General features: G+C 52.5%; 25 protein-coding genes. 20 read left to right on the top strand and 5 right to left on the bottom strand.

Annotated elements, in window-relative coordinates; translation table 11 throughout:
• The first annotated feature begins 8 nt into the window (after positions 1-8).
• Positions 9-854, top strand: coding sequence for a tryptophan 2,3-dioxygenase (gene kynA / locus ACN0YD_RS07715; protein ID WP_417318434.1), 846 nt, complete (start codon positions 9-11; stop codon positions 852-854).
• Here kynA and ACN0YD_RS07710 read toward each other — a convergent pair.
• Positions 846-1,718, bottom strand: coding sequence for an alpha/beta hydrolase (locus tag ACN0YD_RS07710; RefSeq protein ID WP_417318432.1), 873 nt, complete (start codon positions 1,716-1,718; stop codon positions 846-848). The genes kynA and ACN0YD_RS07710 overlap by 9 nt on opposite strands.
• A gap of 199 nt (positions 1,719-1,917) precedes the next feature.
• On the opposite strand from ACN0YD_RS07710, the gene kynU reads away from it, so the two are divergent.
• The 4 genes from kynU (at position 1,918) to ACN0YD_RS07690 (ending at position 6,565) form a co-directional block, all read left to right on the top strand.
• Positions 1,918-3,153 (top strand): kynureninase, encoded by a 1,236-nt coding sequence (kynU, locus tag ACN0YD_RS07705; RefSeq protein ID WP_417318430.1) that lies wholly within the window; start codon positions 1,918-1,920, stop codon positions 3,151-3,153.
• A gap of 112 nt (positions 3,154-3,265) precedes the next feature.
• Entirely contained in the window at positions 3,266-4,750 is a 1,485-nt protein-coding gene (locus ACN0YD_RS07700) for an FMN-binding glutamate synthase family protein (RefSeq protein WP_417318875.1), read from the top strand.
• 160 nt (positions 4,751-4,910) lie between these two features.
• Entirely contained in the window at positions 4,911-5,636 is a 726-nt protein-coding gene (locus ACN0YD_RS07695; protein ID WP_417318428.1) for a queuosine precursor transporter, read from the top strand.
• Complete coding sequence (locus ACN0YD_RS07690; RefSeq protein ID WP_417318427.1) at positions 5,633-6,565, top strand: DUF3108 domain-containing protein; 933 nt, start codon at positions 5,633-5,635, stop codon at positions 6,563-6,565. Before ACN0YD_RS07695 ends, ACN0YD_RS07690 begins: the two co-directional genes overlap by 4 nt.
• Here the strand turns inward: ACN0YD_RS07690 and ACN0YD_RS07685 are convergent.
• Positions 6,560-6,970, bottom strand: a complete 411-nt coding sequence (locus ACN0YD_RS07685) for a hypothetical protein (RefSeq protein WP_417318426.1) — start codon at positions 6,968-6,970, stop codon at positions 6,560-6,562. The two genes, ACN0YD_RS07690 and ACN0YD_RS07685, sit on opposite strands and share 6 nt — an antisense overlap.
• Before the next feature lie 121 nt (positions 6,971-7,091).
• On the opposite strand from ACN0YD_RS07685, the gene ACN0YD_RS07680 reads away from it, so the two are divergent.
• Both ACN0YD_RS07680 and ACN0YD_RS07675 read left to right on the top strand, forming a co-directional pair.
• Positions 7,092-8,033, top strand: coding sequence for a hypothetical protein (locus tag ACN0YD_RS07680; protein WP_417318424.1), 942 nt, complete (start codon positions 7,092-7,094; stop codon positions 8,031-8,033).
• A gap of 207 nt (positions 8,034-8,240) precedes the next feature.
• Complete coding sequence (locus tag ACN0YD_RS07675) at positions 8,241-8,993, top strand: carbonic anhydrase (protein WP_417318422.1); 753 nt, start codon at positions 8,241-8,243, stop codon at positions 8,991-8,993.
• 53 nt (positions 8,994-9,046) lie between these two features.
• Here the strand turns inward: ACN0YD_RS07675 and ACN0YD_RS07670 are convergent, their stop codons facing one another.
• From ACN0YD_RS07670 to erpA, 3 genes are all read right to left on the bottom strand, one after another.
• Positions 9,047-9,616 carry a PEP-CTERM sorting domain-containing protein gene (locus ACN0YD_RS07670; RefSeq protein WP_417318420.1) on the bottom strand — a complete coding sequence of 190 codons (570 nt, stop codon included), beginning with the start codon at positions 9,614-9,616 and terminating at the stop codon, positions 9,047-9,049.
• Between the two features lie 219 nt (positions 9,617-9,835).
• Positions 9,836-10,612: an exodeoxyribonuclease III gene (gene xth / locus ACN0YD_RS07665; protein ID WP_417318418.1), complete on the bottom strand. Its 777-nt coding sequence runs from the start codon at positions 10,610-10,612 to the stop codon at positions 9,836-9,838.
• Positions 10,613-10,632: 20 nt separating this feature from the next.
• The gene (erpA, locus tag ACN0YD_RS07660; protein ID WP_417318416.1) at positions 10,633-10,974 is read right to left on the bottom strand and encodes an iron-sulfur cluster insertion protein ErpA; all 342 of its coding nucleotides are present in this window, start codon (positions 10,972-10,974) and stop codon (positions 10,633-10,635) included.
• Between the two features lie 162 nt (positions 10,975-11,136).
• Here erpA and ACN0YD_RS07655 point away from each other — a divergent pair, with 162 nt between their 5' ends.
• From ACN0YD_RS07655 to ACN0YD_RS07595, 13 genes are all read left to right on the top strand, one after another.
• Positions 11,137-12,339 carry a deoxyguanosinetriphosphate triphosphohydrolase gene (locus ACN0YD_RS07655; RefSeq protein WP_417318414.1) on the top strand — a complete coding sequence of 401 codons (1,203 nt, stop codon included), beginning with the start codon at positions 11,137-11,139 and terminating at the stop codon, positions 12,337-12,339.
• On the top strand, positions 12,336-14,087 hold the full coding sequence (gene argS / locus ACN0YD_RS07650) for an arginine--tRNA ligase (protein ID WP_417318412.1): 1,752 nt from the start codon (positions 12,336-12,338) through the stop codon (positions 14,085-14,087). Before ACN0YD_RS07655 ends, argS begins: the two co-directional genes overlap by 4 nt.
• Before the next feature lie 32 nt (positions 14,088-14,119).
• On the top strand, positions 14,120-14,881 hold the full coding sequence (locus tag ACN0YD_RS07645; protein WP_417318410.1) for an SPOR domain-containing protein: 762 nt from the start codon (positions 14,120-14,122) through the stop codon (positions 14,879-14,881).
• The gene (gene nagZ / locus ACN0YD_RS07640) at positions 14,882-15,910 is read left to right on the top strand and encodes a beta-N-acetylhexosaminidase (protein ID WP_417318408.1); all 1,029 of its coding nucleotides are present in this window, start codon (positions 14,882-14,884) and stop codon (positions 15,908-15,910) included.
• The gene (locus tag ACN0YD_RS07635) at positions 15,911-16,588 is read left to right on the top strand and encodes a site-2 protease family protein (protein WP_417318406.1); all 678 of its coding nucleotides are present in this window, start codon (positions 15,911-15,913) and stop codon (positions 16,586-16,588) included.
• A gap of 6 nt (positions 16,589-16,594) precedes the next feature.
• The gene (locus tag ACN0YD_RS07630) at positions 16,595-17,401 is read left to right on the top strand and encodes a segregation and condensation protein A (protein ID WP_417318404.1); all 807 of its coding nucleotides are present in this window, start codon (positions 16,595-16,597) and stop codon (positions 17,399-17,401) included.
• Positions 17,401-17,997 (top strand): SMC-Scp complex subunit ScpB, encoded by a 597-nt coding sequence (gene scpB / locus ACN0YD_RS07625; RefSeq protein WP_417318402.1) that lies wholly within the window; start codon positions 17,401-17,403, stop codon positions 17,995-17,997. The genes ACN0YD_RS07630 and scpB overlap by 1 nt, the downstream gene beginning before the upstream one ends.
• Before the next feature lie 132 nt (positions 17,998-18,129).
• Positions 18,130-18,360, top strand: coding sequence for a twin-arginine translocase TatA/TatE family subunit (locus ACN0YD_RS07620; protein ID WP_417318400.1), 231 nt, complete (start codon positions 18,130-18,132; stop codon positions 18,358-18,360).
• A 20-nt stretch (positions 18,361-18,380) separates the two neighbouring features.
• On the top strand, positions 18,381-18,749 hold the full coding sequence (tatB, locus tag ACN0YD_RS07615; RefSeq protein WP_417318398.1) for a Sec-independent protein translocase protein TatB: 369 nt from the start codon (positions 18,381-18,383) through the stop codon (positions 18,747-18,749).
• On the top strand, positions 18,746-19,573 hold the full coding sequence (gene tatC / locus ACN0YD_RS07610) for a twin-arginine translocase subunit TatC (RefSeq protein WP_417318396.1): 828 nt from the start codon (positions 18,746-18,748) through the stop codon (positions 19,571-19,573). The genes tatB and tatC overlap by 4 nt, the downstream gene beginning before the upstream one ends.
• The gene (serS, locus tag ACN0YD_RS07605) at positions 19,566-20,840 is read left to right on the top strand and encodes a serine--tRNA ligase (protein ID WP_417318394.1); all 1,275 of its coding nucleotides are present in this window, start codon (positions 19,566-19,568) and stop codon (positions 20,838-20,840) included. The genes tatC and serS overlap by 8 nt, the downstream gene beginning before the upstream one ends.
• On the top strand, positions 20,837-21,619 hold the full coding sequence (gene surE, locus ACN0YD_RS07600; protein ID WP_417318392.1) for a 5'/3'-nucleotidase SurE: 783 nt from the start codon (positions 20,837-20,839) through the stop codon (positions 21,617-21,619). The genes serS and surE overlap by 4 nt, the downstream gene beginning before the upstream one ends.
• Positions 21,619-22,269 (top strand): protein-L-isoaspartate(D-aspartate) O-methyltransferase, encoded by a 651-nt coding sequence (locus tag ACN0YD_RS07595; protein ID WP_417318390.1) that lies wholly within the window; start codon positions 21,619-21,621, stop codon positions 22,267-22,269. The genes surE and ACN0YD_RS07595 overlap by 1 nt, the downstream gene beginning before the upstream one ends.
• The last annotated feature ends 276 nt before the right edge of the window (positions 22,270-22,545 follow it).

The following is a 22,545-nucleotide window of genomic DNA, read 5'->3' as shown; positions in this document are numbered from 1 at the left end:
GAGGCCTGATGACAGATAAACATGGACCTGGAGCAGTTGACCTGACCGGTGAAGAGATACACTGGGACCAGGATATCAGCTATGGTCAGTATCTTGGACTCGAAAAATTGCTGGACTGCCAGAATCCGCGCAGTGACCAGCATGACGAAATGCTGTTTATCATTATTCATCAGGCTTCCGAGCTATGGATGAAGCTGTCCATCCACGAGCTTGTCTCGGCCATGGATCATATCAGCCGGGATGATCTGGGACCCGCTTTCAAAATGATCAGCAGGATTGCCCGCATCCAGGAACAGTTGATCCAATCCTGGAATATCCTGGCCACCATGACACCAAGCGATTACCTCAAGTTCCGTGACACTCTGGGCCAGAGCAGTGGTTTCCAGTCCTATCAGTACAGGATTATTGAATTTTCTCTCGGAAACAAAAATCCGGGAATGGTTGAGGTTCACAAGGCCCATCCGGAAATTTACGAACAGGTCAAGGCGGCGCTGGACGCTCCCAGCATCTATGACCTGACCCTGAAACTGCTGTTCGATCGCGGTTTCAATATTCCCGTGGACAAACTGAATCGGGACTGGAGCACTCCCTATGAGGCCAGCGAGCAGGTTGAAGCGGCCTGGAAACAGATCTATGGCATGTCTGACAAATACTGGGATCTCTATGAACTGGCGGAAAAGCTTGTGGATCTGGAGCATCGTTTCCAGAGCTGGCGTTTCAGTCACCTGAAAACGGTGGAGCGGATCATTGGCTATCGCCGCGGTACCGGCGGTACAGGCGGCGTCAGCTATCTGTCAAAGGCGCTGGACTTGCAGTTCTTTCCGGAACTCTGGTCGGTGCGCACTTCACTCTGAGCGGATCAGACGCAGGAGGTCCTGAAACAGCCGACTGTTCGGTTTGCTCAGTTCCATGACAATGTCGAAGTGATTGACTTCCGGGGTTTCGAAACAGTCGCCGGCAAGTCCTCTTTCTTTCCAGGACTGGAAAAATTCCTTACTCTGGCGCTTGAATTCCGAAGTTTCGTTTTCCCCCCAGGTCACAATCAGTGGGCAGCACTGGTCTGGCAGATGAAACAACGGGCTGCAATTTTCCGCTGTTTCTTCATCGAGCCCAAGCGGGTCGTTGATATAGGTATGCACCAGCGGCCGCACATCGAAGACGCCGCTCATGCAAAGCGCCGCCTTCAGCGGGCAGTTTTCAAATCCCCAGGATACCCAGTCGGTGCTCAGCATTTCCATGACCAGATGGCCGCCGGCCGAACTTCCGGACAGGCTGATATTACTGGCATCACCTTTGAATTTATGGGCGGTTTTCAGCAGACTGATAATCCCCCGGCGGGTCTGATCAATGATTTCCGGCAGTGTGGCCTCGGGTGCCAGGGTATAGTCGAGAGCCACATAGATAATACCCTGGTCAAGAAAGTTGGAGGCGGCAAAGCTGCTTTCCTGTTTTGACAGTTGCTGCCAGTACCCGCCATGGATGAAAACATGCACCGGAAAAGGGCCTTCTCCGTCCGGTATAAAAATATCCATCACAGATCGTTCCTCCGGCCCGTATTTCACATCCGGCAAAAGGTTTGCGACCCATTTGTCCCGTGCATCGGTGCTCTGATCTTCATACCTGCGGATAAAGACATTTATGTCGTCAATGCAGGAACTTGGCGAATATTCCCGCTCAAGTTTTTCCCGGTTCCAGGTGCGCCAGATGTTATTCTTCATCCCATTTTCCTTGCTGCAAAATTTTTACCTGTTTTATCCGCCTGTCGGCGCAGTTTTTGCTGTTTATTTGGCTTAGAAAAAAATTACTGACAGAGAAAACAATGCTAACTTTTCTCTTGAGGCATACAAGATAATTGATGCGATGAAATTTGTCATTGCCGGATAGGGCAAACAAGGTTTCTGTTAAGGAGTACACTGCATGCTGAATCGGGAGCATTTCGAGGATCTGGATAAAACTGATCCGCTGACATCCTTCTATGAGGAATTCGATCTGCCCGAAGGCATAGTTTATCTGGATGGAAACAGTCTCGGCCCGCTGCCGAAAAAATCGAAGGAGCGCGCCCGCCAGGTCGTTGAGCAGGAATGGGGACGGGACCTGATCAAAAGCTGGAACAAGGCAGGCTGGTTTCATATGGGGGAACGCATTGGCGACAAGATCGGCGGGCTGATCGGTGCCGACCCCGGCGAAGTGATTGCCTGTGACAATACCAGTATCAATCTGTTCAAGGTGTTGAGCCTGGCGCTTGATATGCGGGCCGACCGGCGCAAGATCCTGATGGAAGGCTCCAACTTTCCTACTGACAATTATGTGGCCCAGGGGCTGACGAAGCATCTGGGATATGGGCATGAGGTGATCTTTGCCGAACGGGATCAACTGATCGATGCCATAACAGAAGATGTGGCCGTGGTTTCCCTGGTGCATGTACATTACAAGACCGGTCGCATCATGGATGTGAAGGCGGTTATGGAGAAGGCGCGCTCAGTCGGTGCACTTGTGGTCTGGGACCTGTGTCATTCGGCGGGGGCTGTGCCTGTGGAGCTGAATGACTGGAAGGCGGATTTCGCCGTCGGCTGCGGTTATAAATATCTGAACGGCGGTCCCGGCGCCCCGTCCTTTGTCTATGTGGCAAAGCGCCACCAGGGCCGGTTCCGCCAGCCACTGGACGGTTGGTGGGGCCACAAGGCGCCGTTCGACTTCACCCGGGATTATGAGCCGGCAGAGGATATCTGGCAGATGATGACCGGCACCCAGCCGATTCTGTCCATGTCTCTGCTGGAAGAGGGGGTGGACCAGATGACCCGGGCCGACATGGGGCTGATCCGGGAAAAATCAAAGCGCATGGGTGATCTTTTCATCCAGCTTGTCGATGAAAAGCTGGAAGGCTACGGTTTCGAAATTGTCAGTCCGCGCGATGCAGAGGAACGGGGCAGCCAGGTTGCCATGACCCATGAGTATGGCTATCCCGTCGTCCAGGCCCTGATCGAGCGGAATATTATTGGTGATTTCCGGGCGCCGGATATCCTCCGCTTCGGCTTTGGGCCGCTTTATACGCGCTATGTCAACATCTGGGACATGGTAGAGACACTTCAGGACGTCATGCAGAAGAATTTGTGGAATTTGCCTGAATATCAGGCAAAGGCTGCTGTGACCTGATCCGTCACGGCATTACTGTCCAACTCAGGCCCCGGTGGTAACGCCGGGGTTTTTTTCGTTTCAATAATATTCTCGTCCAGTGTAAACTATTGAAAAACAAAGGGTGTATATGATGGGAAATTTCTCCGGCCTGGCCATCAATTTTATCGAAATACTGGCTTATATGTTCCTGTTTGTGGTCGGTACGCTGATTATCTGGGTTCTGATCCTTTATGTGGTGGACAAGACCCAGACCGAAAGCACGCTCCGGCGGAATTTTCCGGTCATCGCCCGCTTTCGCTATTTCTTTGAACATCTGGGGGAATTTTTCCGCCAGTATTTCTTTGCCCAGGACCGGGAGGAAATGCCCTTCAACCGGGCGGAACGGTCCTGGTGTTACCGGGCTGCCAAGGATGTGGACAGCACTATTGCTTTCGGCTCGACCCGCGACCTGCGGCCCGTGGGTACAGTTTATTTCGTCAATACGGCCTTTCCTCATCTGGACGAGGAAATTATCGAACCGGGGCCGGTGACCATCGGCCCGTACTGCCGGGAACCTTACGAGACCGACAGCCTGATTAATGTTTCCGGCATGAGTTACGGAGCCTTGTCGATACCTGCAATCCGGGCCCTGTCAAAAGGTGCAAAAATGGCCGGGGTGTGGATGAATACAGGGGAAGGGGGGTTGTCTCCCTACCATCTGGAAGGAGGCTGCGACATCGTTTTCCAGATTGGCACCGCCAAGTTCGGTGTGCGCAGGCCTGAAGGCGGATTTGACGAAGAAAAACTGAAGGCCGTTGCGGCCCGCGAACAGGTCAAAATGTTTGAAATCAAGCTCAGCCAGGGGGCCAAACCCGGCAAGGGCGGAATCCTGCCGGGCATCAAGGTCACGCCGGAAATTGCTGAAATCCGTGGTATCGAGGTCGGCAAGGACGCCATCAGCCCCAACCGTCACCCGGAGGTGAAATCCCCGGCCGACCTTTTGGATATGATCCAGCATGTGCGGGACGTGACCGGCAAGCCGGTGGGTTTCAAAAGCGTGATGGGATCGGAGGATTTCTACCGCGACCTGTGCACAGAGATCAACAAACGTGGTGAGGAAAGTGCGCCGGATTTCATCACCATCGACAGCGCCGATGGCGGCACCGGTGCGGCGCCCATGAGCCTGATTGACAATATGGGCGTGCCGATCCGGGAAAGCCTTCCCGTTGTGGTGGACATCCTCAAGAAGAATGGATTGAGGCAGCGGATCAGGGTCTGCGCCAGCGGCAAGCTGATCACACCCTCCGAGGTGGCCTGGGCCTATTGCGCCGGGGCGGACTTTGTCAATTCGGCCCGGGGCTATATGTTTGCGCTCGGCTGTATCCAGTCGCTCCAGTGCAACAAGAATACCTGTCCTACCGGCATCACCACGCACAATAAAAAACTGCAATATGGCCTCAACCCCGAGGACAAGGCGGTCAGGGTCGCCCATTATGCAGAAAACATGGAAAAGGAAGTGAAAATCATCGCCCATAGCTGCGGGGTGGATTCCCCCCGGCAGCTTACCCGGGCACACGCCCGTATCAGGCTTGGCAATAGCAAATCCGTACTAATGAGCGAGATTTATCCGGACTGAGCTCCTGTATATGGGGGAATCCTGCTGTTTATCTCATCTTCCGGGCCATCTGCCGACTTTTCCTGTACAGGGGAGAGGCTTTTATGCAGAATGGCTCCAATGAAAAAGACAAGATGTTGAGTTTTTTGGCAATTAAGTAACCGGGTGAAATAACCAGACAATGGGGCTTCACAGATTTAAATATTATGACCTGGTGATGGCGGCGTTCGTTACCGTGCTGGTCTGTTCCAACCTGATCGGCCCGGCCAAGGTGGCTTCGCTAGAGGTGTTCGGGTCTCCGTTCGTCTTTGGTGCCGGTGTATTGTTTTTCCCCCTGTCCTATGTGTTCGGCGATATCCTGACCGAGGTTTATGGCTATGCCCGGGCCCGCAAGGTCATATGGGCCGGGTTCGCCGGTCTGGCCTTTGCTTCCTTCATGAGTTTCGTGGTGGTGAAACTTCCGCCGGCGCCGGGCTGGGGGCAGCAGGAAATCTATGCCAGCGTCTTTGGCCAGGTACCGCGCATCGTCTTTGCCTCGCTGACGGCTTTCTTCGTCGGTGAGATCGTCAATGCCTATGTGATGGCGAGGATGAAGGTCTGGACGAAAGGGCGTCATCTCTGGACCCGAACTATAGGTTCGACCATCATCGGCCAGGCGGCAGACAGTCTGATTTTCTATCCGGTAGCTTTTTACGGCATCTGGAGCACGGACCTGGTGATCCAGGTAATGTTCAGCAACTTTCTGCTCAAGGTGGGCTGGGAGGCGGTGCTGACCCCGGTGACCTATCGTATTGTTGGCGCTCTGAAAAAGGCCGAGGGTGTCGATGTTTATGATACCGAGACCGATTTCACACCCTTCAGTCTGGAAACCACTGATGATAGCCTGGAGGCGGAGGACAAGGCATGAGGCTCTTATTGTGCCTGACCATAGTCTCCCTGTCGTTTCTGCCGGGCTTTTCCCGGGCAGAAGAAACCTATGAAAAATTCAAACTGCAGGCGACCTATCATGCCTACTGGGCCGGCTTTGTCGTTTCCACCATTACCTCCGAGGTTTATCTGTCCAGGGACAGCTACAAGGTGGAGGTTTCCTACAAGACGCGGGGTCTGCTCAGCTTTTTCAGCAAGGCGGAAAGCACCACCTATGCCAAGGGAAAGATTGACGATGAAGGTTATTTCCTGCCGTTGATATACAAGAAGCAGGGCTATTGGGGCAGCACCCATTACAAACATGTTCTGGAGCGGGAGCCCGAGAGCGGCGAGGCGCTAACCATCGGCATCTATAACGAAGACAGAAAATGGGTCCGGGAACCGGTACCGGAGAAATTCTGGAACTATGTGGACCCGCTCACCTATATGCTGAACCTGTTTACCGAGAACCGCGCCAATATCCAGACCATGACCCGGGATAAGAAATATGTCAGCGATCCGGTCTTTGACGGTTCGGCTGCCGTTGAATATAGCTATAGCTGCCCGACGATCGAGACTTTGCCGCAAAATCGCAAGTCGCTTTATACAGGTGACGCCATTGTTTGCGGGTTTACCGAGCGGTTGCTGTCAGGGAAAATCAAAGGCAAGAGAGAATATGAAGACAAGAAGGAAAGCACCGAACCCCAGACTTTCAAGCTCTGGGTGGTGCCCTGGAAAGACCTGCCCTTTGTTATTCCGGTGAAAGGTGAATTTCCCACGGGATGGGGGACGGTAACGGTCTATCTGTCACAGCTTGACCTGGAGGTATTCATGGACGAGGAAGATTCCACCGCACCGCAGGCAGGTACTGAAGAAGACGAGGATGAAGCAAGACAGGGCCGGGAAGAATTCCTGGAGGGGAACTTATAAGCCCAGATTTGACCCGTCGCATTTGAGCATTCGGGCATCAAGAACGCTTGCGGTGCGGTGAATGGTCAGGGCAATAAATTCCGGCGAAGACAGAAGATCAAGCAGCATCCGCATGCTCGGATACCAGATCAGGTAAAACCTGTCCCATTTTTCATCCTCAGGTCCTATGAAAATATTCTGGATGGATTCACCTACCAGTATTCTGCCGCCGACTTTTTCGGCTATCTCTGTTCCCATTTCAACATAGGTATCAAAGGCTTTGGCGCCAGAGCAGGGTCCGTGATCACTGTTTTCAGGATACTGGGCATTTTCCCTGAGGCGCACCAGATTAATCATCAGGACCGGCTGGTCCGGATCGCTCTCGGTAAACTCTTCGATCTGTTTGTCTGTTGGAAAGACGTACATAAAACTGTCCTGAATAGACCCCTGCAATCCTCACATATTGCATTTCGCATTTTAGCAGATAGACTATTCAGGGAAATAATCAATTTATTCTATATTTGTAATATTATGGGGGAGGGGAAGCATGACCTCAAACAATAGTGACGATATCAACGGGTCATCCACAGACAATCTGGCCGAAAAATTTGACCTTTATCCGATACCACCTGTCGAATTATTCAAAGGAAGTTTCCTGGCTCCATTTAAGGATAGTGCATTACTTGTCTCATCTTTTATCTTGATAGTGGGGCTCACATTTGCTGCTGTATTGATTATTATGCTCTTGAGTTTAGTGAAAAGCGGGGTGCTCAATCTTGTGGGCATTGTCACCATTGCCATATTGATATCAGCTGGAATTGTCGGTGTCTTTAATGAGTGGGTTCGGCGCGGTTTGGGTCTGCCGGAGAACAAGTGTGCCGGGCGTTTTGGAAGGTTTTACAATGGCATTCTCCGGAATTATGGCTGGTTCATCCTGATTTCGATCATATCCGGGCTTATATCTTTTGCTGGGATTTGGCTATTGTCTCAGGTTTTGCCTTCAATATTAGGTATAGAGCACGCTCTCAATAAATCCAGGGGAGTTGATATTTCTGCCCTGAAAACGAAATTGTTTTTCCTGGGAAATATCTACAATCTGTTTGCCATCATGGTTTTTGCGTATGTCATCTACCGTTATGCAGCAGATTTGGTAACTGGAAGCCTGGGGGATAAACTTGGACCTGAGGTTGAACAACGGATCCCCTTCGGTGCCCGGCTTAAAGGACTATATCTGCCGTTCCTTGGATTGTTTTTTACTTTTTTGCTGTTTTCAAGCCTTATGTCATTTGTTCCGCTGGCAATAATGCCTGCCGGTCTTGCTGAATTTGGCCTGGGGCTGGGGGCGCTCGTAAGTTCGGGACTAATGTTTATAATCGGTATAGCCATTTCTGTACTGGAATTAGCTATGGTGGCCAGTATGTTGGCTTATGCTTTCCGGTATCGCTTCGGGCTTTCCGTACAGGGCTTATTGCAGGAACAGCAGGACTAAATCAGAGTTATTTTATCTCATTCAGGTCACACCAGATCGGGGTGTAATTGATGGTTGCTCCTTGCTGTGCGGTTTATGGCCCGGCGACGAGCCCTGAACCTATTCACGCCATTCCAAAGACCTTGATTCTTCTGTTGAATTAATATTTACTAATACTTCGTAGTTTCACCCAGTATATGATTAAACCCATAAAATCAGGAGGTTTTCGTGCGGGTCCTTACTATATTTATTTCAGCAATTCTGTTTGTTTTTTCCGGCGTTGTAGTTTCAGCCGCGGACTCTACCGCACCCCATTGGAGTTATAGCGGTCATGATGGCCCGGAATATTGGGGCGAGCTTTCACCAAAATTTCATGCCTGTTCTTCTGGTCGTTCACAGTCACCGATCGATATTGCCCGCATTGGTGGCTCCACCGATGGTATCGTCACAAATTACAGGTTGACGGCTCTGGATGTTTTGAACAACGGCCACACCATTCAGCTCAACTATGAGCCGGGAAGCACCCTGATGTCCGAAGGGCGCGAATATGAACTGCTACAGTTTCATTTTCATTCCCCCAGCGAACATACCATTGAGGGCAGGCATTTTCCGCTGGAAGTGCATCTGGTACACAAAGATGACAGCGGCAAACTTGCGGTCGTCGGGGTGATGTTCAGGGAGGGGCAGGAAAATCCTGACCTGGCGGCACTATGGAATCATATGCCTGAGAACGCCAATACCGGCTATGTCTCATCCGATCTGGTGAACGCTTCGAACCTGCTGCCGTCCAATTTGTCTTTTGTGCGCTATAACGGATCCTTGACGACACCGCCCTGTTCTGAGGGTGTCAGGTGGCATGTGGTGGCGGAGCCCCTGGAGGCCTCAGCCGCTCAGATCGACAAATTCCTGTCTGTGGTGCAGGAAAATAATCGCCCCATCCAGGCGCGCAATAAGAGGTTGCTGGAGAAGCATACGGAATAAATACATAAAAGGCCCCCGATGGGGGCCTTTTTCATTTCTGGCAGCAAAAACAATTAGCCGCGGCGTTTGCGTACCAAGACAAGTGCCATAAGGCCGAGACCAAGAAGCGCAAGCGGTGCAGGTTCCGGGACATTGGTGAGGGTTGCCTGAAAGGATACCTCACCGTAAGATGAGAAGCCTAATGCGCCAAGACTGGTCGTCAGGCCGCTGAACGCAAATGCGCAACAAGGGGATGCTTCGCTGTAAATTGCTGTAGAACTTGCCAGGTCATAGGATTTTAATTCAGGGGTGTTCAGAAAATCAATGAGATCCGAGTTCGCGGGTCTGCCCAGTCCAGTTCCAATATGATTGGTGAACATCCTTAGTATTTCACTAAAAAAACCTGATCCCACTCCATCAATGCTGAATGTTGCGCTATCTGCGAGGAGACTCTCTGTAAAGCCATCCGTAGTAATATTATTTGTATCTGCAAACAGCTCAATGGTGAAGTCGGCTGCATTAAAGTCAGTTTGATCCAGGGTGCCGCTTCCAGTTCCCCAGAAGGAGAATTTAATAGGTGCAGCATTTGCCGTCCCTGCAAAGAGGCACATCGTAAATGCCAATAAAAATATTTTCTTCAACATAAATAACCCCACTCTTGGATTGAATAATCTCCAGTAGAAAGCAATTAGTATGCCATTTATATTGGGTGCGTTATTTTCCGGGGGATTAAGTTGAATCAATTGTTCAAAACTGAACCTGACAATTGCAATTGTGTAAAGAATTCTGACACTTCAATACTCAAAAGCAGGGTTATTTTACACTTTTGGTATTCAGGTGAAGAGGCTCCTGGGGCCAGAGAGTTATCCCGCCACATCCAGTTCACACCAGATCGGGGTGTGGTCAGAGGCTTTTTCCCTGCCGCGCGGCTTGCGGTCCACGTCGCAGGCCTTGAGCTTGTCGGCCGCCTGGGGGCTGAGCAGCAAATGGTCAATGCGCAGGCCGTTGTCTTTCTGCCAGGCGCCGGCCTGATAATCCCAATAGGTATAGTTATGACCGCTGGGGTGAAAGGCGCGCAGGGCGTCGGTCAGGCCCAGGTTGACCAGGGTCCAGTACCGATCCCGGCTTTCCGGCATGCACAGGGCGTCACTGGCAAAGCGTTCCGGGGCGTAGCAGTCTTCATCCATGGGGCAGACGTTATAGTCCCCGCCCAGCACAAAGACCTCTTCAGTTTTCAGGAGCTTTTTTGCCCGCTTGATCAGGCGGTCCATCCAGCGGAGTTTATAGTCAAACTTTTCCCCCGGCACAGGGTTGCCGTTGGGCAGGTAAATGGCGGCAACGCGAACGGTATTGACGGTGGCCTCCAGATAGCGGGCCTGTTCATCGCTGGTATCGCCGGGAAGACCGACCATGACGTCCTCTATGGGGTATTTCGACAGGATTGCGACCCCGTTATAGGTTTTCTGGCCGTGGGTGACCACATTGTAGCCCAGGTCCTCTATCTCCATGCGGGGGAAATTTTCGTCAATGCATTTCAGTTCCTGAAGCAGAACCACATCGGGTTGAAATTCGGAAAGCCATTCCACCACCCGTGGCAGCCGTGCCTTGACGGAGTTCACATTCCAGGACGCTATTTTCATGGATTATCCTATAGGGCGTATTAGACAGCGAAAGAGGAACCGCAGCCGCAGGAGGCTGTGGCGTTGGGGTTCTTGACCACAAACATGGATCCGGCGAGTTCCTCCACGAAGTCCACTTCGGAGCCCGTTAGATAGAGCAGAGAGAGGCCGTCCACCAGCATGGTTACCCCATCCCGTTCCACAACCAGATCGTCGTCCTTCTGGTCGTTGACCAGATTGAAGTCATACTGGAACCCGGAGCAGCCGCCGCCGTTGACGGCGATACGGAATTTAAGTCCCGGATTACCTTCACCCTGGATCAAAGTGGAGATCCGTTTTGCGGCACTGGCCGACAATGTCACCGGTGTGTCCATGTTATCCATAATTCTGTCCTGTTGCCCTGATTTTCCAAAAACTTATCACATGCTTTATAGCATTATATGTAGGTCAGCTCAAAGAATTGTCAATATTCCAAAAAATAGCGGGAAATTGTCGTGAAAAGCTTGTAAGGTCGTGCGAAACGGGGAACAGCAAAGCATTACGCCATGACTTCAGAATTCACACTTTTCGAACCGCAACAACATTATGCACCCTATGCCTGCCTTGCGGCAACCAGTCGCGGCCGTCTTTATGAGGAACCAGAAACCGTCACCAGATCGCCGTTCCAGCGGGACCGGGACCGGATCATTCATTCCAGCGCGTTTCGCCGGCTGAAACACAAGACCCAGGTTTTCGTCTATCATGAAGGTGACTATTACCGGACCAGGCTCACCCATTCGATAGAGGTGTCACAGATTGCCCGCTCGATCGCCCGTGTGCTGGGACTGAATGAGGAGATCACCGAGGCCCTGTCCCTGGTTCATGATTTCGGCCATACGCCCTTTGGGCATGCGGGGGAGGATGCGCTGGATGACCTGATGAAGCCCTATAACGGTTTCGATCACAATGCCCAGTCCCTGCGTATCGTTACAAAACTGGAAAGGCGGTACGGCGGGTTTGACGGGCTCAACCTGACCTGGGAAACCCTTGAAGGCCTCGCCAAGCATAACGGGCCCTTGTGCCGTGAAGGGGAGACCGACCACCTGCACGTTAACTTCTTGGAATATAACAGGGAACATGACCTGGAGCTGCATACCTATGCCAGTCTGGAAGCGCAGGTGGCGGCCATTGCCGACGATATCGCCTACAATAACCATGATATTGCGGACGGGCTCAGGGCCGAGCTTTTTACGGTAGAGGAAATCTGCGAGATTCCGCTGGTGGCTGAAATTGTCGCCGAGGTCCGTGACACTCATGGCGAGATGGAAGAGCGGCGTTTTGATCATGAGATCATTCGCCGCCTGATCAACCGGATGGTCAATGACATTCTGGCGGAAAGCCGGGAACGGCTCATGGCCCTCAAGCCGGAAACCGTAGAAGACGTGCGCCGGGCGGAACGGCGCATGATAGCCTTTTCCCCTGAAATGAAGCAGACAGACAGAGAGCTGAAAGTCTTCCTGATGCGCAACATGTACCGCCATTACAAGGTCTGCCGCATGACCAGCAAGGCCAAAAGGGTTGTTCGTGATCTTTTTGCCCTGTATATGGGGGAACCTGAATGTCTGCCGGAAAAATGGCAGGAGCGCTTGACTGACCTCGAGGAACAGGATAGAGCCCGTCATATTGCCGATTTCATTGCCGGGATGACGGACCGCTATGCCCTTCTGGAGTATAGAAGGCTTTTTGATATGACGATGTTTGAATTATGAATATTTATAAAGATTTACAGAAAAAAATTAAACTAATAGTTGAAGATCTCTGCACGGCCGGAGATTTGCCGCAGGGGCTTGATCTGACTCATATGACCCTGGAAAGTCCGCGTGATCCGTCCCACGGCGACATGGCAACCAATGTGGCCATGATTCTGACCAAGCAGGCAAAGATGAATCCCCGCCAGATTGCCGAAATGGTGGTGGCAAAAATGGAGAAGCTTGAGGAGGTAGCCTCGGTTTCCATTGCGGGCCCCGGGTTTATCAATCTGAACCTGAAGCCGGAGGTTGTTCTGGCCCAGGTCGGTGTGATCCTTGGGGCAGGTCATGATTATGGCCGGTCCGAGACCGGTGAAGATGAAAAGATCAATGTGGAATATGTTTCCGCCAACCCGACGGGGCCAATGCATGTGGGCCATTGCCGGGGCGCTATTTTTGGTGATGCCCTGGCGTCATTGCTTGATTTTGCCGGTTTTGACGTCACCAAGGAATATTACATTAATGACGCGGGTGCCCAGATTGATGTTCTGGCCCAGTCCCTTTACCTGCGCTACAAGGAAGCTTTGGGGCATGATATCGGAGAAATCCCGCAAGGGCTCTATCCTGGGGACTATCTGGTCGAACCGGGCCGGGCACTGGCTGAAAGGGATGGGGAAAAGTGGCTGAATGCGGCTGAAGAGGAATGGCTGCCGGCCGTTCGCAAGTTTGCCACCGACAAAATGATGGAAATGATCCGCGAGGACCTGGCTGTGCTGGGCATCCATCACGATGTTTTCTTTTCCGAGAAAACCCTGCATGAAAATGGCGGTATTGAGGAAGCGGTTGAGGAACTGAGGAAAAAGGGCCTGATCTATGAAGGCATTCTCGAGCCGCCGAAAGGCAAGTTGCCCGATGACTGGGAAGAACGCCCCCAGCTTCTGTTCAAGGCGACGCAGTTTGGTGATGATATTGACCGTCCCCTGCAGAAATCCGACGGCACCTGGACCTATTTCGCGGCCGACGTGGCTTACCATCACAACAAAGTGGATCGCGGTTTCTATAACATGATTGATGTCTGGGGCGCTGATCATGGTGGTTATGTCAAACGGGTTCAGGCCGCTATCAAGGCCATTACCGACGGCAAGGGTGAACTGGATGTGCGCCTCTGTCAGCTTGTTAACCTGCTGAAAGATGGCCAGCCCTATAAAATGTCCAAACGGGCCGGTACCTTTGTCACCCTGCGCGATGTGGTTGACGAAGTAGGCAAGGATGTGGTGCGTTTCATCATGCTGACCCGCAAGAATGACGCTGCCCTGGATTTTGACTTTGCAAAAGTGACAGAGCAGTCCAAGGACAATCCCGTCTTTTATGTGCAGTATGCTCACGCCCGGGTGCATTCCGTATTGCGCAAGGCCTGCGAGGCATTTGAAGGACTGGATGTGTCAACAGAGGCTCTTGCCGGGGCTGACCTGTCTGTTCTTTCCGATGAGGCGGAACAGTCCCTGGTGAAGACCATGGCGGGCTGGCCGCGACTTGTAGAAAGCGCTGCCCTGGCTCACGAACCGCACCGGATATCTTTCTACCTCTATGACCTGGCCTCAGAGTTTCATGCCTTGTGGAACAAGGGAAATGACAATCCGGGGCTGAAATTTATCCTGGAAGACAACAAGGAACTTACATTGGCCCGCTTGGCCATGATTTCGGCACTTGCCAATATTGTCGCAACAGGGCTTAATATACTGGGTGTTCAACCGCTTACAGAAATGTAAAATACCTCAGGCGCTAGAAAAGGGGATTAGCAATGGCAGAAGAACGTAAGGACAAATCATCCTGGCTGGAGCCTCTGCCGGATGAATATGCCGGTGAAGAGAATATGACAAGTCGCCGCATGATTATTGCTGCCATTACTGTTGTGGTGCTGGCGATTTTTGCAGGTGTGATCTGGTATAGCTATATGCAGGGCGCCGATAAGGGGCCGGTGCCGGTTGTGCGCGCCGATAAATCCGTTATCAAGGTTAAACCGGAGGATCCGGGCGGAATGAAGGTGCTGCACCAGGACAAGGAAATATTTGAACAGGTGGCCGGAAACGCAGAGCAGAAAGAAGAGGTTCTGGGTTCAAGTTCTGAAATTCCCATGAACCGGCCGTCTGCCGACACCCCGTCACAAAATCCCTCTGAGGAGGTGAATGCGGCCTTGCCGCCGAGCCCGCCCGGGGATGAGGCCGGCAGCACTGCTGCCGCGTCCAGCAAGGTGGAAGACCAGGTGGCGCCGGCCGCCTCGCCGACGCCCAAGCCTGCAGTTGTTGCAGGAAGCGGGGATTTCATGATTCAGCTCGGTGCGTTTAGCCAATTGTCCAGTGCTGAAAGGCTCTGGGCGAATCTTTCTGAAAAGCATGCCAGCCTGCTTGGCGGCCTGTCGCCGGATTATATGGTGGTGGATCGTGGGGACAAGGGTGTCCTCTATCGGGTACGGGGGGGTAACATTAAAGACCGTGCGAGCGCCGATAAAATCTGTGATCAACTTAAAAAAGCAGATCAGGGCTGCCTTGTGGTGAAAAAATAGATGTCTCGCCCGGTTATTACTGATTGTGACGGTACCAGGCTCAGTGAAGAGGAAAAATCACTTTTCAGCGAGCTGCAGCCCTTCGGTTTTATTCTTTTTGCCCGCAATTGTGAAAGTCCGGACCAGGTCCGGGCCCTGACCAACGAGATGCGGGAAGTTGTCGGCCGGGAGGATATTCCGATCATGATTGATCAGGAAGGCGGACGTGTGGTTCGCCTCAATCCCGAAATCTGGCGCAAACCCCCGCCACCCAAAGTATTCGCCGATCTGTATGATATTGATCCCGACCGGGCTGTCGAGGCCTTGTCTATTAATACATTTCTGATTGCCATGGATCTGGCGGAACTGGGTATTACCATTGACTGTTTTCCCCTTCTGGATCTGCTGTTCGATGATACCCACAACATTATCGGCGACCGTTCTTTCGGTACCGATCCCGCGAAGGTGATTGCCCTGGGCATTGCTGCCTGCGAAGGGCTGATATCCGCCGGTGTGCTGCCCATGATCAAACATATTCCGGGGCATGGCCGGGCAAAGGTGGACAGCCACGAGGAACTGCCCGTCGTGGATGTTCCACTGGAAGATCTGAGAAATATGGATTTTGTTCCTTTCCAGGCTTTGTCAGGCATGGGGTGTGCGATGACGGCTCATGTGACTTATACCGCTATTGATCCGGATCATCCGGCGACCCTCTCCTCGAAACTGATCCGCCAGGTTATCCGCAAGGAAATCGGCTTTAGTGGTGTGCTGTTTTCCGATGATATCAGCATGAAGGCTCTTAGCGGAACGGCTGCCGAGAATGCCAAGGCGGCGCTCAGGGCCGGCTGTGATCTTGTGCTTCATTGTAATGCCAGCCTTGAAGAACGGGAAGATGTTCTTAAATCCCTTTATGACTTCAACCCGACCAATGAAGCCTGGATCCGGGATGTTCTCGGTCGTCGCCGTATGCCGCGGGAAATTGATAAAAAGTCCCTGCAACTGTGGCTGAACGAGGCGCTTGGCGATATGCTGGAAAAGAAAGCCGATTAATTGTCACAGTTCTTCACTACTCTAAGTGTCTGGATCCTGCCCCTGTTGCTGGCCATTACACTGCATGAAGCCGCACATGGCTGGGCAGCCTGGAAACTGGGGGATGATACCGCAAAGACGCAGGGGCGGGTCACCTTCAACCCCATGGCGCATATTGATCCCTTCGGCACTGTGTTGCTGCCTTTACTGTTGTTACTGATGCAATCTCCCTTCCTGTTTGGCTATGCCAAGCCGGTGCCGGTAAATTTCAGCCGTCTCAATAATCCGCGCCGGGACATGGTCTGGGTGGCGCTGGCGGGACCCATGGCGAATATTTTTCTGGCTCTGCTTGGCGGGCTGGTTTTCAACTTGATTGTCTTTCTGCCCGAATTTACCTGGGAATGGTTTTCGCTGAATATCCAAAATCTTATTGTTATCAATGCGATACTGGCCATTTTCAATTTGCTGCCGATTCCGCCGCTGGACGGGGGCAGGGTGGCGGTTGGCATTCTGCCGGACGTTCTGGCCCGGCCGCTGGCCCGTGTGGAGCCCTATGGCATGATGATTCTTCTCGGGTTGATTTTCCTGCTGCCCATGATCGGAGCAACCTTGGGATTGAATTTGAACATTTTTTTCGCCATTATTAAACCCTTGGCCGAACTTATCGATAGTCTGGCCCGCGCACTGATATTTATATGAGGGTAAATGGCAACCACCGGTGACATCGGTTTTGAGGAGCAGACGGATACCGCCGCCGCAGTATCCGGTCTGGATGAAGCCGAGCGGCTTGTCCTGGATATCCGGGGTTTTGAAGGCCCGCTGGATGTGTTGCTCGCCCTGTCCCGCACTCAAAAAGTTGACCTGAAACAGATATCGATCCTCGAGCTGGTAGAGCAGTATCTGGCCTTTATCACCGAAGCCCGTAAAATGCGTCTGGAAGTGGCGGCGGATTATCTTGTGATGGCGGCGTGGCTGGCCTATCTGAAATCCCGGCTTTTGCTGCCGGTTGAGGAAAATGATGAGGAAATTTCTGCCGATGAACTGGCCGCCCGGCTGACCTATCAGCTGCAGCGGCTGGAGGCCATGCGGGATGCGGCGGCCAAGCTGATGTCCAGGGACCAGCTCGGCCGCGATGTTTTCGTCCGTGGGGCGCCGGAACCGGTTCAGGTCACGAAAAATGCCAGTTATGAGCTTAGCCTGTATGAAGTGCTGAAGGCTTATTCTGAACATAAAATCCGGAAATCGGTCTCTGATATCCGGATCCACAAGCGGGATGTCTATACGCTTGACCAGGCGCTGGAACGCCTGGGTGACATGATCGGACAGGTGCTGGACTGGACTTCCCTGGAGGCCTTTTTGCCAGCTGACCTGGGAAGTGGTGAGATGATCCGGTCGGCCAAGGCGTCCTTGTTTACCGCTACGTTGGAAATGGCACGGCAGGGCAAGGCGGAGATCATTCAGAAACAGATATTCGGGCCGCTGATGATCCGCGGCCGGAACAGGGAGGACTGATGGAAAAACCGGAGCAGATCAGGATCGTTGAGGCGCTTTTATTTGCCAGCGACAAACCGCTTTCCGCCATTGCCCTGGCAGAATATCTGCCGGAAGGGGCAAATATGGACGACCTGCTGGCGGAACTTGCTGAAGAATATCAAAAACGGGGGGTAAATCTGGTCGAGGTTGCGGGGAAATGGATGTTCCGCACGGCGCCGGACCTGGCTTTCCTGTTGCGCAAGGAAGTGGAGGAGGAGCGGCGTTTGTCCCGTGCGGCTATAGAAACCCTTGCCATTGTTGCCTATCACCAGCCGGTCACACGCGCGGAGATGGAGGAGATCAGGGGCGTTTCCATGAGCAAGGGCACCCTTGATGTACTTATGGAAGCGAACTGGGTGCGTATGATGGGACGGCGTCGGACACCGGGGCGGCCCATGACATACGGGACGTCTGATCATTTTCTGGTTCATTTCGGTTTGGACAGCATCAAGGATCTTCCGGGGCTCGCTGAACTGAAAGCGGCAGGTTTCCTGGATAATGTCAATACGTCCCGGCTTAATCTGCTTGAAGATACGAAACCGACCGAAGAACAACCTGAACTTCCGGGTTCCTGAGATCGTCCGGCGTCCAGACTACATTTTTGTGCATGCGCATTTTTTTGTTGCTTTAAGGCAAGTTTTTATTGATTTTGAGCATCAACTCCCCAGTTATAGAAGGCAGGGGACAGGTGTATTAGGAGAACAGGCATGGGTTTAAGTATTTGGCAGATTTTGCTGGTTGCCGTTCTGGCAATTCTTCTTTTCGGTCGCGGACGCATTTCCGACCTGATGGGGGATGTGGCCAAGGGCATCAAAAGTTTCAAAAAGGGTATGGCCGAGGATGACGATGAAAACGACAAGCCCGATCCGCCCAAGGTGATTGATCAGAAAGCCGACAAAGTCGTCTCTGAGAAAACGTCGGAAAAATCTGAAAATTAACCGGTTCCGGGAATTTCCCAATGTTCGATATCGGCATGTTCGAGATGTTTGTGATTGTCGTCCTGGCAATCATTGTGGTGGGCCCCAGGGACCTGCCGAAAATGTTGCGGACAGCCGGGCAGATGGTGCGCAAGATCAAGGCGCTGGGACAGGAGTTCCAAACCGGGATCAAGCAAATTGCCGATGAGGTAGAACTGGAAGAAGTTACCAGGAAACTGAATGAAGCCGGGAATATTCCCATGGAGAACGTGGAACGCCGGCCGGACATCACTGATGATGACCTGGATGGGCAGGATGCGGAAACTCCGGCTTCTTCACCATCAGATGATGTTTCCGGGGAAGAGGTGGGTCAGTTAGAAAGTGACAAGGCGAAGGGGACAACACCGTGAGCGGTGAACAGGCACCGGAAATGGAGCATAGCGCTGCGCCGTTGATTGACCATCTGATTGAGCTGCGGCAGCGACTGATCTGGTGTGTTGTCTATCTTCTGGTCGGTTTCGGTATCTGCTATGTGTTTGTCGAGCAAATATATACTTTTCTGGCCCAGCCTTTCGTGGACGTGGCCAACAGCAACGGCCAAAATCCGGACATGATTGCTATTGGCATTCATGAACAGTTTTTTGTCTATCTCAAAGTCGCCTTCTTTGCCTCCTTTTGCCTGACATTTCCGCTGATATCGATGCAGGTGTGGAAATTTGTAGCACCCGGGCTTTATCGTAACGAGAAGAAGGCCTTTCTGCCGTTTCTGATTGGTACTCCGGTGTTGTTCGCCATGGGGGCGTCGCTATCCTATTTTGTCGTCATCCCGCTGGCCTGGGATTTCTTCATGTCTTTCCAGATTTCTGCCAACAGCGCCGCCGAAGCTGCCAGCGCGGCTTCGGCTGCTGCGGAACATCCGCTGGCAAAATTGTCGGTAACGGTCATGCCATCGGTCAAGGAATACTGGTCGCTGGTGATGATGATGATCCTGGCTTTCGGATTCAGTTTCGAACTACCCATATTGCTTCTGCTTCTGGCCCGCGTCGGCATTGTCACGGCGAAGGGGCTGGCGGAAAAACGTAAATATATGATCGTGGCTGCGTTTGCCTTTGCGGCCATTATGACCCCGCCCGATTTTGTCAGCCAGATTCTGCTTGGCGTTCCCATACTGCTTCTGTATGAATTGTCCATCATCGCCATCAGGTTAACGATCAAGGAAGAAAAGAATGTTTGATATCAAGGCAATCCGGGAGAACCCGGAGGCATTTGATAACGGTTGGAAAAAACGCGGTATCGATCCTCAATCCGCTGAAATTCTGGCGCTCGATGAAAAGTGGCGCACAAAACAGACGGAATTGCAGGAAGCGCAAAGCCACCGAAATGAAGCTTCCAAAGCCATCGGCATGGCGAAATCCAAAGGCGAAGATGCAGAAGATCTTATCAAAGAAGTGGCGGAACTGAAACAGCGCATGCCTGCGCTTGAGGAAGAAATTCGCGCGCTTGAGGAAGACCTGAACGGCCGCCTGTCCCGCCTTGACAATATTCCTGCTGATGATGTGCCTGAAGGCGAAAGTGAAGAGGATAATGTGGAGGCGCGCCGCTGGGGTGACCTGCCGTCCTTTGATTTCGAACCCAAGCAGCATTTTGAAATCGGTGAAAACCTTGGCCAGATGGATTTCGAGGGCGCCGCCCGCATGTCGGGCGCCCGCTTTGTTACCCTGCGCGGTGATCTGGCCCGCCTTGAACGTGCTTTGGCGGCTTTCATGCTGGATATGCATACGGGTGAATACGGCTACGAGGAGGTTTCTCCCCCCGTGCTGGTTCGCGATCAGGCCCTGTACGGGACAAGTCAGTTGCCCAAGTTCGAAGAGGATATGTTCAAAACAGATACGGGCCATTATCTGATTTCCACCGGCGAAATCCCGCTCACGAATATGGTGATGGAGGATATTCTGGAGGAAGAAAGCCTGCCGCTGCGCTTTACGGCGCTGACCCCCTGTTTCCGTTCCGAGGCAGGTTCAGCGGGCAAGGATACCCGGGGCATGATCCGTCTGCATCAGTTCCAGAAAGTGGAAATGGTCAGCATCACATCTCCCGAACAATCCTGGGATGAACTTGAACGCATGACCGGCATTGCCGAAGAGGTGCTGCAGCGGCTGAAACTGCCATACCGCGTGTTGACACTGTGTACGGGCGACATGGGATTTGCGGCTCGTAAAACCTATGATCTAGAGGTCTGGCTTCCGGGACAGGACACCTACCGGGAGATTTCCAGCTGCTCCAATACAGGCGATTTTCAGGCCAGGCGCATGAACACCCGTTGCCGGCCCAAGGGCGAAAAGAAAACCCGCTTCGTTCATACTCTTAACGGATCCGGGCTTGCGGTTGGACGCACATTGGTGGCGGTTCTGGAAAATTATCAGCAGGCAGACGGTACTGTGAAAGTGCCAAGTGTCCTCAGGCCCTATCTGCGCGGGCAGGAAGTGATCAAGAAATCATGATGCAGCCGGATCCCCGCCGAATTCTGGTCACCAACGATGACGGTATCAATGCGCCAGGGCTCGAAATTCTGGAAAGAATCGCCCATGAGCTGAGCGATGACGTCTGGACTGTGGCGCCGGAAGTGGAACAGAGCGGGAAGGGGCATGCCCTGACCCTGACCGAGCCGCTGCGGTATCGCCAGATTTCCGAGCGACGCTTTGCTGTCACGGGAACACCAACTGATTGTGTGATGCTGGCAACGCACCGAATTATTCCTGACGAAAAGCCGACGTTGCTTTTATCCGGGATCAACCGGGGTGGCAATCTGGCCGAGGATATGACCTATTCGGGAACCATCGCGGCGGCAATGGAAGGCACAATTTGTGGAATTCCCTCGATTGCGCTTAGCCAGGATGTGGACAAACGCAATCGTCGTAACCCGTTTCCCGTGTCAGAGAAATATGCTCTGGATGTGGTCCGAAATGTAATTGCCGAAAGCTGGGAAGACGGCATTCTTATCAATGTGAACTTCCCTACAGATGTATCGGCGGTCAGAGGCATCCGCGCTACCCATCAGGGGTTCCGGGACGAGGCGGAACTGTTCATCGAGGAACGTCAGGACCTGCGTAACAATAATTATTACTGGATCGGCTTCAGGCGCGCTTATGGAACGCCGATGGAATCCACGGACCTGGAGGCTATGACCGAGGACTATATATCCGTTACGCCTCTCCATCTGGACCTGACCCACTATACGACCTACAATAGCCTGAGAAAGAATATTAACCGGGATTTCTGATGTCTGCTTCACTGGAAGAAAAGAAACAGCGGCTTCTGGATATACTCCGTTCGGACGGAATCCATGACGAAAATGTTCTCGCGGCCATCGGCGACGTTGAACGGGAAAAATTCATTCCCGATTATTTGCGTCAGCAGGCTTATGAGAATGCAGCTCTGCCCATTGCCAGCGGTCAAACCATTAGCCAGCCCTATATTGTCGCCTACATGACCCAGGAACTGCAGGTGGATGACAGGATGAAGGTTCTGGAGGTGGGAACCGGATCTGGCTACCAGGGCGCTGTGCTGTCAAAGCTTTGTCGTCGTCTGTTCACCATCGAACGGCATTTACCGCTGATGCAGAAAGCCGACACCTTGTTCAAGGAAATGGGGCTGAGGAATATAACCACCCTTTTCGGCGACGGCATGAAGGGTTGGCCAGAACAGGCGCCTTTTGACCGGATCATGGTTACAGCGGCGTCCGACAGGGTGCCGGAGAAACTTCTGGATCAGTTGAAAGAGGACGGCGGGATTATGGTTATCCCCATCGGTGAACAGGAGCAAACGCAACATATCTATCGCATTACCCGTCAGGGGGATGATTTCGAAACCGAGATATTGCTGCCTGTGAAGTTCGTACCGCTGTTGGGCGGAATTGTTCACGATTCCTGAAGTATATTGATCTTGGGGAGCCGACTTTCTACAATCCGTTTCATGACCGGTGTGCACCCAAGATATTTATTTCTACTGTCCGGACTGCTTGCAGTCTCTGTTCTCCTGAGTGGCTGCCAGGAAGGACATCCCTATCAGATCGGGTATAAAAACAAAGCCCCTGACCAGACAACAAAAAACTCGCCGAAGCCGGTGCCAGAACCGCGCTCCAAACCCGTTGCACCCACCCGTTACGTGGCTCTTCCGCACAATACCCCTTCGGAATCAGTTGTTCTG

This window comes from Emcibacter sp. (assembly GCF_048269205.1).
Classification (GTDB): Bacteria; Pseudomonadota; Alphaproteobacteria; order Sphingomonadales; family Emcibacteraceae; genus Emcibacter.
The sequence above is the reverse complement of the archived record's forward strand: the minus strand, read 5'-3'. Positions and strand labels throughout refer to the sequence as shown.